This window comes from Parabacteroides sp. PF5-9 (assembly GCF_029893105.1).
Lineage (GTDB): Bacteria > Bacteroidota > Bacteroidia > Bacteroidales > Tannerellaceae > JARXWG01.
In genome coordinates this window covers 42,696-56,648 of the sequence record NZ_JARXWG010000008.1, presented here as the reverse complement: position 1 = coordinate 56,648, position 13,953 = coordinate 42,696, and the positions used below count along the sequence as shown (strand labels likewise).

At 37.4% G+C, this 13,953-nt stretch carries 17 protein-coding genes and 1 pseudogene; 16 read left to right on the top strand and 2 right to left on the bottom strand.

All coding sequences use genetic code 11. The annotated features are described in order from the left end of the window. The 11 genes and pseudogenes from M2135_RS06440 (at position 1) to M2135_RS06390 (ending at position 8,208) form a co-directional block, all read left to right on the top strand. Entirely contained in the window at positions 1 to 276 is a 276-nt protein-coding gene (locus tag M2135_RS06440) for a TraL conjugative transposon family protein (protein WP_129733318.1), read from the top strand. After that, positions 269 to 1,624, top strand: a complete 1,356-nt coding sequence (gene traM / locus M2135_RS06435; RefSeq protein WP_129733317.1) for a conjugative transposon protein TraM — start codon at positions 269 to 271, stop codon at positions 1,622 to 1,624. Before M2135_RS06440 ends, traM begins: the two co-directional genes overlap by 8 nt. Positions 1,625 to 1,695: 71 nt before the next feature. Further along, positions 1,696 to 2,658: a conjugative transposon protein TraN gene (traN, locus tag M2135_RS06430; RefSeq protein WP_129733316.1), complete on the top strand. Its 963-nt coding sequence runs from the start codon at positions 1,696 to 1,698 to the stop codon at positions 2,656 to 2,658. Positions 2,659 to 2,660: 2 nt separating this feature from the next. Continuing rightward, entirely contained in the window at positions 2,661 to 3,245 is a 585-nt protein-coding gene (locus tag M2135_RS06425; RefSeq protein WP_129733315.1) for a conjugal transfer protein TraO, read from the top strand. 13 nt (positions 3,246 to 3,258) lie between these two features. After that, positions 3,259 to 3,597 (top strand): hypothetical protein, encoded by a 339-nt coding sequence (locus M2135_RS06420; RefSeq protein ID WP_129733314.1) that lies wholly within the window; start codon positions 3,259 to 3,261, stop codon positions 3,595 to 3,597. Positions 3,598 to 3,617: 20 nt separating this feature from the next. Beyond that, a pseudogene (locus M2135_RS06415) lies at positions 3,618 to 4,046 on the top strand (DUF3872 domain-containing protein); the annotation flags it as partial. Positions 4,047 to 4,231: 185 nt separating this feature from the next. Continuing rightward, positions 4,232 to 4,831, top strand: coding sequence for a M23 family metallopeptidase (locus M2135_RS06410; RefSeq protein WP_165359883.1), 600 nt, complete (start codon positions 4,232 to 4,234; stop codon positions 4,829 to 4,831). Positions 4,832 to 4,833: 2 nt separating this feature from the next. Then, the gene (locus M2135_RS06405; RefSeq protein ID WP_129733312.1) at positions 4,834 to 6,705 is read left to right on the top strand and encodes a DUF4116 domain-containing protein; all 1,872 of its coding nucleotides are present in this window, start codon (positions 4,834 to 4,836) and stop codon (positions 6,703 to 6,705) included. An 11-nt stretch (positions 6,706 to 6,716) separates the two neighbouring features. Beyond that, a complete protein-coding gene (locus M2135_RS06400) occupies positions 6,717 to 7,160 on the top strand; it encodes a PH domain-containing protein (protein ID WP_129733311.1) in 444 nt (147 codons plus the stop codon). Positions 7,161 to 7,510: 350 nt separating this feature from the next. Further along, entirely contained in the window at positions 7,511 to 7,873 is a 363-nt protein-coding gene (locus M2135_RS06395; protein WP_129733310.1) for a hypothetical protein, read from the top strand. Further along, positions 7,864 to 8,208 (top strand): hypothetical protein, encoded by a 345-nt coding sequence (locus M2135_RS06390; RefSeq protein WP_129733309.1) that lies wholly within the window; start codon positions 7,864 to 7,866, stop codon positions 8,206 to 8,208. The genes M2135_RS06395 and M2135_RS06390 overlap by 10 nt, the downstream gene beginning before the upstream one ends. Positions 8,209 to 8,252: 44 nt before the next feature. On the opposite strand, the gene M2135_RS06385 is transcribed toward M2135_RS06390, so the two are convergent. Both M2135_RS06385 and M2135_RS06380 read right to left on the bottom strand, forming a co-directional pair. Next, positions 8,253 to 9,248, bottom strand: coding sequence for a hypothetical protein (locus M2135_RS06385; RefSeq protein ID WP_129733308.1), 996 nt, complete (start codon positions 9,246 to 9,248; stop codon positions 8,253 to 8,255). A 113-nt stretch (positions 9,249 to 9,361) separates the two neighbouring features. After that, positions 9,362 to 9,694, bottom strand: coding sequence for a hypothetical protein (locus tag M2135_RS06380; protein WP_129733307.1), 333 nt, complete (start codon positions 9,692 to 9,694; stop codon positions 9,362 to 9,364). A gap of 437 nt (positions 9,695 to 10,131) precedes the next feature. On the opposite strand from M2135_RS06380, the gene M2135_RS06375 reads away from it, so the two are divergent. From M2135_RS06375 to arsB, 5 genes are all read left to right on the top strand, one after another. Continuing rightward, the gene (locus tag M2135_RS06375; protein WP_129733306.1) at positions 10,132 to 11,145 is read left to right on the top strand and encodes an IS110 family transposase; all 1,014 of its coding nucleotides are present in this window, start codon (positions 10,132 to 10,134) and stop codon (positions 11,143 to 11,145) included. 67 nt (positions 11,146 to 11,212) lie between these two features. Next, positions 11,213 to 11,545: a metalloregulator ArsR/SmtB family transcription factor gene (locus tag M2135_RS06370; RefSeq protein WP_129733305.1), complete on the top strand. Its 333-nt coding sequence runs from the start codon at positions 11,213 to 11,215 to the stop codon at positions 11,543 to 11,545. An 88-nt stretch (positions 11,546 to 11,633) separates the two neighbouring features. Beyond that, the gene (gene arsM / locus M2135_RS06365) at positions 11,634 to 12,467 is read left to right on the top strand and encodes an arsenite methyltransferase (protein WP_129733304.1); all 834 of its coding nucleotides are present in this window, start codon (positions 11,634 to 11,636) and stop codon (positions 12,465 to 12,467) included. Between the two features lie 12 nt (positions 12,468 to 12,479). Next, entirely contained in the window at positions 12,480 to 12,914 is a 435-nt protein-coding gene (locus M2135_RS06360) for an arsenate reductase ArsC (protein WP_129733303.1), read from the top strand. Further along, positions 12,907 to 13,941 carry an ACR3 family arsenite efflux transporter gene (gene arsB, locus M2135_RS06355; protein WP_129733302.1) on the top strand — a complete coding sequence of 345 codons (1,035 nt, stop codon included), beginning with the start codon at positions 12,907 to 12,909 and terminating at the stop codon, positions 13,939 to 13,941. Before M2135_RS06360 ends, arsB begins: the two co-directional genes overlap by 8 nt. Positions 13,942 to 13,953 lie beyond the last annotated feature (12 nt).

Genomic DNA, 13,953 nt, shown 5'->3' with positions numbered 1-13,953 from the left:
ATGATAAAGAAAAAACTTACAGCCGTAAGGGACTGGATGGAAGACGGTCTGCGGTCATTGTTAGGGCAGATAACGCCCGACGGACGGATTATTATAATCCTTGTAATGCTTTTCGTGTTTGGCGCAGGTTCCATCTACATGACGGTTTCTTCCATATATAATATGGGAAAGAAAAGCGGTCAGGAAATGCAGATAGACCATATCAAGCAACTGGAACTGGAGTATCAGCAGAAAGCAGATAGTATCAACCAAATAAACAGATTTGATTATGAGTAAGGAAAACGAAGGTAACGAACCGAAACCGGAAGTTACTGAAAAAAAGAAAGAGAGTAAGCCTAAAAAAGAGCTTACGCCGCAGGAGATTCAGAAGCGGAAAAAGATGCTTGTCTATCCCTTGTTTGTCTTGCTGTTCATCGGGGCTATGTGGCTCATCTTTGCGCCCTCCGGCGGAAAGGATGAAAAGCAACCCGACGGGTTTAACCCTGAACTACCCATCCCTAAAGACGAAGGTATTGTAGGGGATAAGCGGACAGCTTACGAACAGGAAGCCATGCGTAACAAAGAAGAAAATAAAAGGCGTAGTTTACAAGACTTTGCATTTTCGCTCGGTGAAGATGAAGACCGCAAAACGCAGGAAGATTACGAAAAACAGGTGCGCACGGCTCCTGTTACTCCCGATTCTCCCGATAACTCCCGTAGTGCGGCTTCTCCTATCCAATCTTCAGCCCATGCTTATCAGGATGTAAACCGCCAGTTAAACAGTTGGTATGAACAACCCGCAAGCGGAGCCGATGAACAGCAGCTTGCTTTGGATCGGCGTATGCAGGAATTGGAGCGTAAACTGGAAGAAGCCGAAGCTGCGAAAAGTGCGGAGGATAAACAACTGGAACTGATAGAAAAATCTTATCAGATTGCAGCCAAATACACGCCCAATGCACAGGGACAGGTAACGCCTGACGGACAGCAGCAACAAAATGGGGATAACACAATCAACCTGCGTGAGAAAGTAACCCCGAAGCCTGTGTCACAGGTACATCACAGTGTTGTTTCGCTTTTGGCAGCTCCAATGGATAATGACGAGTTTCTGGAGCAATACAGCAAGCCCCGTAACATGGGATTTATCACGGCTGCCGGACAGGAAGGCGTAAGGGAGAAAAACGGTATCAAGGCTTGTGTGTGCCAGACTATAAAACTTTCCGATGGGAAAGAAATGCAACTGCGTTTACTGGAGCCTATGAGAGCCGGAAATATTCTGATTCCTGCTAATACTATTCTGACAGGAAGTGCGAAGATTAGCGGGGAGCGGCTTCAGGTAACAATCATTTCTATACAGTATGCAGATAATGTGATACCTGTTGAAATGGATGTTTACGATTTAGACGGATTGCGGGGATTTTCGGCTCCGGGTTCGGATGAAATGAACGCAGCTAAAGAAATTGCAGCCAACATGGGTACGTCGATGGGCAGTAGCATTACCATAACAGACGACGCAGGTTCACAGCTTGCCGCCGATTTGGGGCGAAGCGCCATTCAGGGATTGTCGCAATACGTCAGTAAAAAAATGCGTAAAGTGGAAGTAACATTGAAAGCTAATCATCAGGTATTACTTCTTCCAAAGGTATAAAACAGGGCGTAAGCCTACCACTAAAAAAATCCAATAGTATTTAGTAATTAACAATTAAAACAATTTTTCGTATGAAACAAATTCTTTTTGCACTCGCTATTATCGGGTGCGTATTCACAGCGAACGCTCAGGATGTTGAAAAACAGAGCGTAGAAAAACAGCAAACAGCAAATATTTCTCCCTCTACCGGAGATTATTTTGACGGTCTGACCAGACCGCTAACCTTTAACCGGATGATACCACCGTACGCACTGGAGGTTACATTCTCAAAGACAGTGCATATCATTTTCCCGTCTGCTATAAGATATGTCGATTTGGGTTCTGCCGACCTGTTGGCAGCCAAAGCTGCTGGAGCGGAAAACGTATTGCGTGTAAAAGCTGCTCTCCGGGACTTCTCTCGTGAAAGCAATTTGGCGGTCATTACCGACGATGGCGCATACTATACCTTTAATGTTAAATATGCCGATGAACCGGTGAAATTGAGTGTCGAAATGACCGACTTTATCCATGATGGAGAAGCCGTGAACAGACCAAATAACGCTATGGAGATTTACATGAGGGAATTGGGTAGCGAATCGCCGTTACTGGTTAAACTGATAATGAAATCTATCTATAAAAATGATGACAGGGAAATAAAGCACATCGGTTCCAAACGTTTCGGTATTCAGTACACACTCAAAGGAATTTACACGCATAACGGATTGCTTTATTTCCACATGCAACTCAAAAACTCATCCAATGTGCCGTTTGATGTAGATTTTATCACTTTCAAGATTGTAGATAAAAAACTGGCGAAACGTACAGCCATTCAGGAACAGGTAATTGTACCACTCCGGGCGCATAATAACCTGACATTGATAGGTGGAAAACGGACAGAACGTGTGATTTTCACTTTGCCGAAGTTTACGATACCGGATGATAAGCACCTTATCATCGAACTGAACGAAAAAGAGGGCGGACGGCATCAAAGTTTTGTTGTCGAAAATGCCGACCTGATAAGGGCGAAAGTTATCAACGAATTGAAAGTTAAATAACCATGAAACGGCTATTACTTATACTAACGTTTGTGCTGTGCCTGGTCTTTGCAGACCAAGCACACGCACAGCGTTGTTTGCCCGGTATGCAAGGCATACAGGTAACTGGTGGAATGGTAGATGGATTCCATTTGTCAGACAAAAAGAATGAACTGGGCTATTATTTCGGGTTGTCGATGGCCACCTATACCAAACATGCAAATAAGTGGGTATTCGGTGCCGAGTTCCTGAATAAATATTACCCTTATAAAGATGACAGAATACCTGTCAGCCAGTTCACTGGAGAGGGTGGTTATTACCTGAAATTTCTTTCCGACCATAATAAAGTAGTCCTTTTTTCTTTGGGCGGATCTGCTCTTGCCGGATATGAAACAAGCAACTGGGGAGAAAAAACACTTTTTGACGGTTCCACACTCCGGAATAAAGACCGGTTCATTTATGGGGGTGCTATTACGTTGGAAATGGAAACCTATTTATCAGACCGTGTTGTATTGCTCCTGACTGCCCGTGAACGGATATTGTGGGGAACATCAACAGGGCATTTTCATTTCCAGTACGGATTAGGGTTAAAATTTATAATAAACTAAACTTTGAGAAGAAATGATAGCAACAACATCAGATAACCTCTTAGAATTTTTAAGATTCTGGAATAATGAACATTTATCGCAGGATGATACTGTCCCTGTGAATATGTATAATATGTCTGCTTTGTCAGCGGGGGTTGGTTTCACATTAAAATGGTTTATTTCAAAAGACGATTTTGAAAAAATAGCGAAGGAAGTAAACTACGTTTTTAATGACAGTGATAAAACTCGTATGCTCCTTAATATTGGAGAAGATAGAATAGAACTGGAAATAGACAAGTATAATATTATTGCTGATTTCAAGGAAGAGGTTAGAGGTATTGATGCTGTCTTTGATAAAATGACAAAACAATAAATATTTTAAAATAAAAAAACATGAAAAAGTTTTTAGCATATTTTTTATACACGCTATTGCTATCGGCAATAGTCTGTGCCTGTAGTGACGATTTGGATATTCAGCAGGCTTATTCATTTGATCTTGTTACTATGCCCGTCCAGAAAAAAATCGTTCAGGGCGAGAGTGCGGAGATTCGATGCCAACTGGTAAAGGAAGGTGACTATGATAACGCCCGGTTCTTTATCAGGTATTTTCAAAGTGATGGAAAAGGAGAACTGCGGATGGATGACGGAACGGTATTTCTACCGAATGACCTATATCCGTTGAATAAAACGACATTCCGGCTCTATTATACATCACACAGTACGGATCAGCAGGTTATCGACGTATATATCGAAGATTCATTCGGTCAGGTCGTGCAAAAAACATTTAGTTGGCAGAATGACAAGGGGGATGATGAAGAAGATGATGATTTACTAAAAGTATCAGTCCATGATTATATGCAGCTATATCGTGTTAAACGTCCTCTGCTGGCTATGGATAGCCCATTCGTTGAATAATGCACCGACAGACGTAGATCTGTGGGGTGAGGAAGTTGAATAAGTAAAGTACCCGGATTATTTCGGGTACTTACTGTTTTTACAGATTGATTATGAAATACCTACTAATATTCGTCACCGTTTTGCTGCATTTGCCTTTATGGGGGCAGCCGTTTGATTCTCTAAACAGAAAATCGGAAATAGAAGACTGTACGAAATCTGCCTATTCTATAAATGAGTTCCAACAGATAGCGGATTCTTTGCAAATGTCTATTGATGAGTTATCCGACTATCCTGTGATTTTTCCAATAAAAAAACCGCTATATATTTCATCGGGCTTTGGTAGGCGTTATCATCCTGTTTATAAAATACAAAAATTTCATACCGGGATTGATATTCCTAAAATCAAAGGTACCCCAGTCTATGCCACTGGTAACGGGATAGTAGTTCGCAAGGGTTTTTGTTCGGGATATGGGAACTACATTGAGATTGAACACGCAGGCGGTTTCCATTCATTTTATGCCCATTTGAGTAAGACGATGGTAAATGCAGGGGATTCGGTAAGTATAACCCAACAGATTGCCTGTGTAGGCAATACAGGAGTATCGACAGGTAGCCATCTGCATTACGAAGTAAGAAAAGGTAAGCGCTATCTGAATCCCCAAAAATGGTGTTATTGCCTTTTTGAAATTATAACAACGAAAAATAAATAAAAATGAATCCACAAGAAAAACAAGATGCTGAATTTGTCAGTAAGGATAAAGACAGATTTATGACACTACCCGGAGATAGACGAACTGAAAGTGTTTCTCTGGCTGCCATTGAAGTTGATCCCGATAATATAAGGTATGTGCCTGAAAATATTCTGAATGAAAAACTTATGAAAAAGGCACTTCAAGGTGATGGTTTAACATTGGAGTACATACCTGATAATATGAAAACATCCGATCTATGTAATGTTGCTGTGGAGAATAGCGGCTGGGCATTACAGTTTGTTCCTGAAGAAATGAAAACAGAACAAATGTGCCGAAGAGCCCTTCATTCCGCTTATGATATTACGGGAGAGGGTATCGAAGTGTTAGCTTTCATCCCTTATCCAGACGTTTGTATGCATGGGATAAAGCTATATGAAAATTCTATGGTTAATATGATGGATATATACGGCTTCATCAATCCGCAAATTATGACTGCGGAGATGGCCATGTATGGTGTTAAGGATGAACCGGGAGTATTAGGCTTTATTCCGGAACATCTTCATTCTTATGAGTTAAGAATGGAGGCTGTTAAAGGTGATGGTATGCGGCTATATAATATTCCTGACAAAGATAAAACGATGGAATTATGCGAGGCTGCAATTAATTCGACCTTTCATAGCCTGAGATATGTTCCCGATGAAATGAAAACTACGGAACTATGTAATCAGGCTTTAAAGAAAGACGCTTTTGCAATACAGTATTTCCCTGCGGATAAACTAACACATGAAGTTTGTCTGGAAGCGGTAAATACAGCCAGTCATCCCCGTATATTGTCATTTATACCGTTTGAGGATATTCATCTAAAGGTTTTCAATGAACAATGCAAAGATTACTCCACTACGAAAGAATTTTTGGAGAATATGAAGCCTGATTATATAAAACAGGATTTGGCATATAAAATTTTTGAGAAACAACCAGAGTTGTTTTACAATATCCCCATCCAATTTAAGGATAAACAATTATGCGAAGCTGCTGTAAAACGTGACGGATCATACTTGGCACATATTCCAGAAAGCCAAAAAACAAAAGAATTATGTGAGTTAGCTATAAAAAGCAGTCCTTATGCCATTCCGTATATTTTGGATGAAATGAAAGGGGAAGAACAATATCGAAAAATGGTAAAAGATAATCCGAAAAACTTAATAGGTATTCCTTATGAAGACCGAACCGATGAATTGTGTCGGATTGCTTTGGACAATACTTTCGGGAAAGATAAAAACGATTTCTCTGTTGTTAATTCTGTTACATCATCTCAAATGTTGCTGGAAGTATTTAAAGCTCATACTAATCCCGAAAAAGTGGATTTGTTGTTACATATTGTTAGTCATGATTTAATCACACCGGAAATAGCAAAAGATGCTTTACAAAAGAGCGGTAGAAGTTTTCACGTTATACCGCAAAAGGCTTGGACACCCGAAGTTGCTGAAACAGCCGTTAAGAGTGATCCCAGTTCATTAGGTTGGGTTCCTTCTAATATGAGGACTGCTGATATGATTTTATTTACTAAAAAAGCTATTGAGGGATATAACATCAATATTCCAGAAGAGATTAGCAAGGGCGATAACATTTATACATTCCACAAAAGAGTGGAAAATATAATAAATAAGCCCTTATCATACGATCAGCATAAGCAGCTATATAATGGAGAATCTATTAGAGTTAAGGATATACAAACATCTAATGGTTTTGTGAAAATTGGAGAATTAAGGTATGATGCAAAGAGCAAAAACCTAAATGTCAAATCTGTGGAACAAACTACCGCAGAAAAACAAAAAAACTCTATCCAAATCAATAAAAAGCCAGACCGAAAAGGGAAAGGGCGGAAAATCTAAAAAACAAAAATATGAACTTTTTATCTACATATTTACAGCCCGGAGAAGAAATAAAATACAGGGCAAAAATACATATATTTCTTTTTCTCCAACCCGCTATATTGTTGGGTATTGGCTATATGTGTTATCTTGATGATGCCCGGATGACACGCTATTTAGGTGTAACATTGCTGTTCTTGGGGTTGGTTTCCCTTGTACAGCGTGTTTTGATAAAGGTTGGTTCGATTTATGCCGTTACTAATAAACGAGTAATTTTGAAAACGGGTGTAATAAGCCGCAGAACGGTCGAACTTGTCCTGGCTAAATGCGAAGGATTGCATGTAAGCCAGAACGTGTTGGGACGTATATTTAATTTTGGAACTATTACAGTAACGACTGGCGGTGCTATCAGTAGCTATCCTTTTATCGCTCGTCCGTTTACATTCAAGCGAGAAATCAACAAGCAAATAGGATAGTTTACAGTGGCGTGCTATTGATTTATGTTTTCAAAATCAGTAATATTCCATTGTTTTTGTGTATTTTTGCACACAGGATCATTTATAACGATGCCAGTCATCGGATGGTTCTTACATAGGAAATAGCAGCATTATAGTGAGGTTTTGAAAACCGCCAAATATTTTAGAACTCACTCACATGGTAATGGATGTTAGCTTCCGTCAGTCTGTATATATGTTACTCGCATATACCGGCAAGGGCGTGAGGTTATTATCTATTGAGTGAGTGGGTGCTTGGCGGTACCTCAAAGCCGATATTTAGTAATTCTTGCGCCTGTTTTTTGGTACTAACATAATATTACAGAGAGATCATGAATTTTGCACAAAAAGCCATTTCTAAACTTTACCTTAAAAGGCAATCACCTGTAAATAAGTTTACTGTTTGTGATAAAATCCGTCCTATACTGGTATTACACAGAATTTCGATTAAAGAATCACTATTTATTTTTCCTGACTATGAGTATGTCTATGAAGCAATGAAAGGGAAAAAAGAATTAGTCAGTACACGGGATTGTATTCGATTTGAAGACATAGTACATCTGGACGAAACAGAGGTTTATGTGGAGATTGTAACCCGCACGGGCTTTGTTCATTTGTTATCTAAGGAAAAGCCGGAGAGAACCTATTTTAATATGTTTTCAGTTACCCATAATAAACCCCGTTTATGGAAATAAAGACAATCTATACTAAAGTAAAAGACTATATTGAGTATAAGAAATTTGTGTTTGAGGATTTGCGGGCTATGGGCTACATTTCAAAAGGGGAGATACTTTTCGTTTCTGTATTTATCCTGTTCGTGGTAGGCTTTACAACTTGGTGGATAATTGATAGTCGGCAAATGGAAAAGGAATACCAAAGGAAGGTGCAGGAATTAGACAGACATTACAGAGAGAAACAAAAGGAACTGAAGATTGACAGGCATTCATTGGACAAGATGCCTCACGAATTTGATTCTCTGGAGGATTGGATCAGGTGGGAAATGGAAAATGATTTTGACAGACCTCGATAAAACAAAAGAAGCATTAAATTTAACTTTAATGCTTCTTTTGTTTTTTATTTCACGGTATATTTTAGAGTTGATTTCTTCATCATTTGCTCTGTTGAAAGTTGTTCCGTTATCTGATCTATTGCTTGTTCTACATTTATGTCCTCCTGTAACTGCTTTTCCGATATATCCCTAATTTTTTCTGCAAAATTGGGGGGAATACTTATTGTTCTTATTCCCTGCATGATTCCGGTTCCGGCATCCACAAGAAACATTGTTATTATATTTGCTTCTGAATTTAACCAATCGTCTTGTTTTTCCTCTGGAATTTTAGTTACATCAATACTCACTTCAAAAGAAAAACCCATGTCAAAAATCAGAAATGGAATGTTAGAGTTTTCATATAAGTAAACATCTAATTTCCCCTTTCGGAATAGTCTTATTTCTTCTGTCGTTGGTTCATGGAAACTGCAAAAAACATCAAAAAATGCTGTATTAATAATAGCAGCAGTTGTTTCTATTTGATTCAAATATCTTTCATCAGGGAATCTCTTACCCACCTCGTATTTTATTTTTTCTTTTGATGTAGTGTCAGCAGAATGTGTGTTATTTGTTTTTTTTCGGTAATCGTTGAGATATAAGGAATAATATATGTATAGTTCCACTTCGCCCATTATCATTTCTTCTTCTCCGCTTGTAAGCGAAGCGGAAGGATAGCAAGGAACTGTATATATAAAAGAGCTTTCTTTGGGGGTAGTAGTCAATTTCTCAAATCCTCTTTTCTCTATAAAATTATCAACCAGTTCCAATACCATAGATGCGTCTTTTGCTTCAAAACAGCAAAAGTTCATATACAAAGGGATATTATTTTTTTCAAAGTTAAAAATAGCAACGTTGCTGGCTATGGTAGTAACGACTTCCAAATTAGTTAAAGGAAATTTCAATTTGCTCTTTTCCTTATTAATGTCCTCAAAGGGTTTGAGTAAATTTATTGTTTCCTCTGTAATATCATCAGTATCTCTAACAAGTGTAGAGCCTTTATATGTTATATGTTCAACCTTCATGCTTATCGCTTTTTATGCAAAAGTAGAGAATTTATATATATCATAGATGATTTCATTTAACTTTTTAAATATCTGTTAATCTACAATTTACTTTCCATAGTGGAATTTGTAGATTATTCTATGTATTTATTTTCGCTACTATCGGTTTGTTCTCGTAAAGCACGCTTTTTAGCTTTCTCTTTTTTCTTCTTTTCTTTTTTTGCTTTGTCATCTGCGATAATGTCATTCAGAGAGCGAACAGTAACAGGTTCTTCCCGTTTAAACCGTTTGATATATATATCTTCGATAAACTGGGGTAACGGAACTTTCCATGTTTCCTGTTTATGGTTATCTATTTTACCTAATTTATCGGGATTTAGTCCCAACTCACGAGCCATCTGGACGTGCTTATCTGACAATTTATGTTTTTTTTGGGCAACTACCCATTTTTCTATTTTTACAGGCATATTATTGAGATTTCAAGACAAAAATACCTATTTGTTCAAATGTATGAAAACAAATAGGTTTAAAAGGCTTTTTGTTACTTTTTCTTCCGTTAGATTACTTTTACTCATGGAAAACCTTAGGTTTGCATTGTAATTATTTTATAAACTATAATGAGTGAACCGTATGGAAAAAGAGAAATGTAAAGTCTATGTTACTATTTGGGACTCATTTTATTCATTTAATTTCAAGAATATTTAATGATTTACGTTATGAATTAAGAAGAAAGGAAAATAACAAGTAAATCAGCATGGAAAATAGGAATAACTTATGTTACTATAACGAACTTGTTATTTGTCTTGGATTAGACCTATATAAGAATTTTATCTGAAAGATATTTAAGGTTTTTAGGATATATTCAAATGCCTTTCCAAATTATAAATCATTAAATCACTTTATTATGGGAAACTATTATTTTATTGGAATTGATGTGAGTAAAAAGAACTTGGATTGTTGCCTCCTGAGTAATGGTGTGGTGGTGAAACAAGATGTTATTTCAAATCATCAAAAGAGTATCGAGGACTACTTATCTGTAATTTGTGCAGAACAAAATATAGATGCAGAACAAATAGTAGTATGTGCTGAATTTACAGGATTATATATTTATCCTTTAACAATCTCTTGTCAAGCCGGAAACTATAAACTTTGGTTAGAAGATCCTACTCAAATAAAATACAGTTCAGGGTTGCAACGAGGAAAAAATGATCCCGTAGATGCAAAGCGTATTGCTTTATATGCCTATCGTTATATAGATAAACTTAAAATATATAACCACCCAACTATAAGTGTTGAATCAATAAAGCTATTAACAACAGAATTAAATATGCTATGTGTTGATAGAGCTAAATACCAAGCTCAATTATCAGATCAAAAAGAATATATGCCTGATAGAGTCTATAAATTGAAGTCAAAGAGATTATCTCTGCTTATTAAAGAATTAGATAAAGCAATAGCTAATATTGAAGCGGAGATTGAGGATATTGTAGCAAAGGATGCTTTATTATCTCATCAGATGAAATTATTATTGAGCATTGAAGGAATAGGTAAAAAAACTTCTTTAAAAATGATACTGGAAACACAAGGCTTTACACGATTTACAGATAGTCGTAAATTCTGTTGCCATGCGGGTGTTGCTCCATTCAGTTATTCATCAGGAAGTAGTCAGCATTCTAAAAATCGGGTTTCCCATAGAGCAAATAAAAGTATAAAATCTTTACTCCATTTAGCAGCCTTATCTGCTATTCAAAATAAGAATAGTGGATTAAGGGTATATTACGATAGAAAAGTTGCTGAGGGCAAAAATAAAATGTCAGTACTAAATGCTATCAGAGCCAAACTCGTAGCCCGCATGTTTGCCGTAATAAAGAATAATGAACTATACAACTCAAATTATACTAATCAGTTTGTTGTCTGAAAAAACTGTTCGTATATTTGCGAATTAAAAAACTATTCGTATATTTGCGAACTATAAAATGAAGAAGATGGAAAAAGTGAAGAAAAGATATACGGTTGAGCAGGTGCAAATGGCACGTTTCGCCAAAGCCCTTTCGCATCCTGTACGGATTGCTATTCTGCAATTGTTAGCAAGTCAAGAATGTTGTTATCATGGAGATATGTCTGAAGTGTTACCAGTAGCGAAAAGCACTTTATCGCAACATTTGAATGAATTAAAAGATGCCGGTTTGATACAAGGTGAAATTACATTGCCATCTGTTAAGTATTGCATTAATCAGAAAAACTGGTCTTTAGCGAAAAGATTATTTGAAGCTTTATTGACTGAAGTAGAAATATCAGACAATTGTTGTAATACATAATTTTTTATCTTTAAAGTTCGTATGTTTGCGAACCTACAGACAATTCGCTTTAAAGCGAATTGAATTTTTGATAAACTTATTATTATATATGGAAAATAAAGAAATTAAAGAAATGGTAAAGCAAAAATACAGCGCACTTGCTTTACAAAATGATAACCAGTCGTCTTGTTGTGGCTCTGGATGCTGTTCCTCTGATAATGTGTATAACATTATGAATGAGGATTACAGTCAGCTTGACGGCTATGAAGCAGATGCTGATTTAGGTCTGGGATGTGGACTTCCTACAGCTTTTGCCGGATTAAAAAAAGGCGATTTTGTTGTGGATTTAGGTTCCGGGGCAGGAAATGATTGTTTTGTAGCCCGCGCTGAAGTCGGAGAAACAGGGAAAATCATCGGTATTGATTTTACAGATGCTATGATAGAAAAGGCAAGAAATAACGCACAAAAGAGAGGTTTTACAAATGTCACTTTCCGCAAAGGTGAAATAGAAGATATGCCTATTGGTGGTAATTCCGTTGACGTTGTAATAAGTAACTGCGTATTAAACCTATTACCAACCAAAGATAAAATCTTCCATGAAATTTTCAGGGTTTTAAAACCCGGTGGGCATTTCTGCATCTCGGATGTGGTTTTAGAAGGTGAATTACCTGAATCCATCAAACAAGTAGCAGAATTATACGCCGGATGCATTGCAGGAGCAATTCCTAAAGAACAATATATGGTTAAGATTTTCAGTGCAGGTTTTTTACAGGTGAAAATACAAAGGGAAAAACCTATCGTTGTCCCTGATGATATCCTAAAAGAGCATCTTGATGAAAAATCATTCCATGAATACAAGGAGAATAATTCAAAGATATTCTCTATTACAGTAACAGGTGTAAAACCTGAAAGTGCTTGCGATTGTAGTTCCGGATGCTGTTAATAATGTTTTGATATGAATGCACAAAAAGTTTTAATTCTTTGTACAGGCAATAGTTGCCGTAGCCAAATGGCACATGGCTTCCTGCAATCTTTCGACCCTGCATTAAAAGTATTCTCTGCAGGGACAAATGCAAGCGGAAAGGTTAATCCCAAAGCCATAGAAGTAATGAAAGAAGCCGGAGTAGATATATCCAGCCATACTTCCGATAGTGTAGATAAGTATCTGAATGAAGAATGGGATTATGTCATTACGGTTTGTGGTGGGGCAAATGAAAACTGTCCTACTTTTTTCGGTAAAGTGAAAAACCGTTTGCACATAGGATTTGAAGATCCGTCAGAAGCAAAAGGGTCACCAGAATTTATCCATTCGGAATATATCCGGGTACGGGATGAAATAAAAGAAGCATTTTATAAATTATACATAGAAAAAATAAAAGGCAATGAGTAAGAAGAAAATGAGTTTTTTAGATAAGAATCTCACTCTTTGGATATTCCTGGCAATGGCTATCGGGGTTGGGCTGGGTTACTTTTTCCCATCTTTCAGCACTACAATAGATTCATTATCCAGTGGAACTACAAACATCCCTTTAGCCATCGGTTTAATCTTAATGATGTATCCGCCATTGGCAAAAGTCGATTATAAACAATTACCGAAGGTTTTTAAGGACGTAAAAATATTATCAGTTTCGTTAATCCTGAATTGGATTATCGGGCCGATATTAATGTTTGTACTTGCCATCATCTTCTTACACGATTACCCTGAATACATGGTAGGTGTAATCCTTATCGGATTAGCGAGATGTATAGCAATGGTGCTTGTGTGGAATGACCTTGCGGAAGGAAATACGGAATACGGTGCAGGTTTAGTAGCCCTGAACAGTATCTTTCAGGTATTCTTTTACAGTTTCTATGCTTGGTTGTTTATTACGAAACTTCCTCCCCTTTTCGGGTTTGAAGGGGCTATCGTTGATATTTCCATCGGTACGATTGCCGAAACGGTTGCTATATATTTAGGTATTCCTTTCTTAATGGGAATATTGAGCCGACTTATATTAGTGAAATTGAAAGGAGAACAATGGTATAAGGAAAAGTTTATCCCGAAAATATCCCCGATAACCTTAATTGCACTGTTATTTACAATCGTTCTTATGTTCAGCCTGAAAGGTGAATTGATTGTACAAATACCAATGGATGTGGTTCGGATAGCCATACCGTTGCTTATCTACTTTGTCGTGATGTTCCTGCTTAGTTTCTTCGCAGGTAAGTTTATGGGGGCTTCTTATGATAAAAATGCTTCTATTGCTTTCACTGCAACCGGAAACAACTTTGAACTGGCTATCGCAGTGGCAATCGGCGTATTCGGATTACATAGCGGACAAGCCTTTGCCGGAGTAGTCGGGCCATTGGTCGAAGTCCCGGTATTAATCCTGTTAGTGAACTTGGCTTTTTGGCTTCGGAAGAAATATTATAAATAAACATAGTACAAA

Excerpts from the sequence above, each read along its gene's own strand:
- M2135_RS06440 (WP_129733318.1), top strand. The coding sequence starts at position 1 with ATGATAAAGAAAAAACTTACAGCCGTAAGGGACTGGATGGAAGACGGT.
- traM (WP_129733317.1), top strand. The coding sequence starts at position 269 with ATGAGTAAGGAAAACGAAGGTAACGAACCGAAACCGGAAGTTACTGAA.
- traN (WP_129733316.1), top strand. The coding sequence starts at position 1,696 with ATGAAACAAATTCTTTTTGCACTCGCTATTATCGGGTGCGTATTCACA.
- M2135_RS06425 (WP_129733315.1), top strand. The coding sequence starts at position 2,661 with ATGAAACGGCTATTACTTATACTAACGTTTGTGCTGTGCCTGGTCTTT.
- M2135_RS06420 (WP_129733314.1), top strand. The coding sequence starts at position 3,259 with ATGATAGCAACAACATCAGATAACCTCTTAGAATTTTTAAGATTCTGG.
- M2135_RS06410 (WP_165359883.1), top strand. The coding sequence starts at position 4,232 with ATGAAATACCTACTAATATTCGTCACCGTTTTGCTGCATTTGCCTTTA.
- M2135_RS06405 (WP_129733312.1), top strand. The coding sequence starts at position 4,834 with ATGAATCCACAAGAAAAACAAGATGCTGAATTTGTCAGTAAGGATAAA.
- M2135_RS06400 (WP_129733311.1), top strand. The coding sequence starts at position 6,717 with ATGAACTTTTTATCTACATATTTACAGCCCGGAGAAGAAATAAAATAC.
- M2135_RS06395 (WP_129733310.1), top strand. The coding sequence starts at position 7,511 with ATGAATTTTGCACAAAAAGCCATTTCTAAACTTTACCTTAAAAGGCAA.
- M2135_RS06390 (WP_129733309.1), top strand. The coding sequence starts at position 7,864 with ATGGAAATAAAGACAATCTATACTAAAGTAAAAGACTATATTGAGTAT.
- M2135_RS06385 (WP_129733308.1), bottom strand. The coding sequence starts at position 9,248 with ATGAAGGTTGAACATATAACATATAAAGGCTCTACACTTGTTAGAGAT.
- M2135_RS06380 (WP_129733307.1), bottom strand. The coding sequence starts at position 9,694 with ATGCCTGTAAAAATAGAAAAATGGGTAGTTGCCCAAAAAAAACATAAA.
- M2135_RS06375 (WP_129733306.1), top strand. The coding sequence starts at position 10,132 with ATGGGAAACTATTATTTTATTGGAATTGATGTGAGTAAAAAGAACTTG.
- M2135_RS06370 (WP_129733305.1), top strand. The coding sequence starts at position 11,213 with ATGGAAAAAGTGAAGAAAAGATATACGGTTGAGCAGGTGCAAATGGCA.
- arsM (WP_129733304.1), top strand. The coding sequence starts at position 11,634 with ATGGAAAATAAAGAAATTAAAGAAATGGTAAAGCAAAAATACAGCGCA.
- M2135_RS06360 (WP_129733303.1), top strand. The coding sequence starts at position 12,480 with ATGAATGCACAAAAAGTTTTAATTCTTTGTACAGGCAATAGTTGCCGT.
- arsB (WP_129733302.1), top strand. The coding sequence starts at position 12,907 with ATGAGTAAGAAGAAAATGAGTTTTTTAGATAAGAATCTCACTCTTTGG.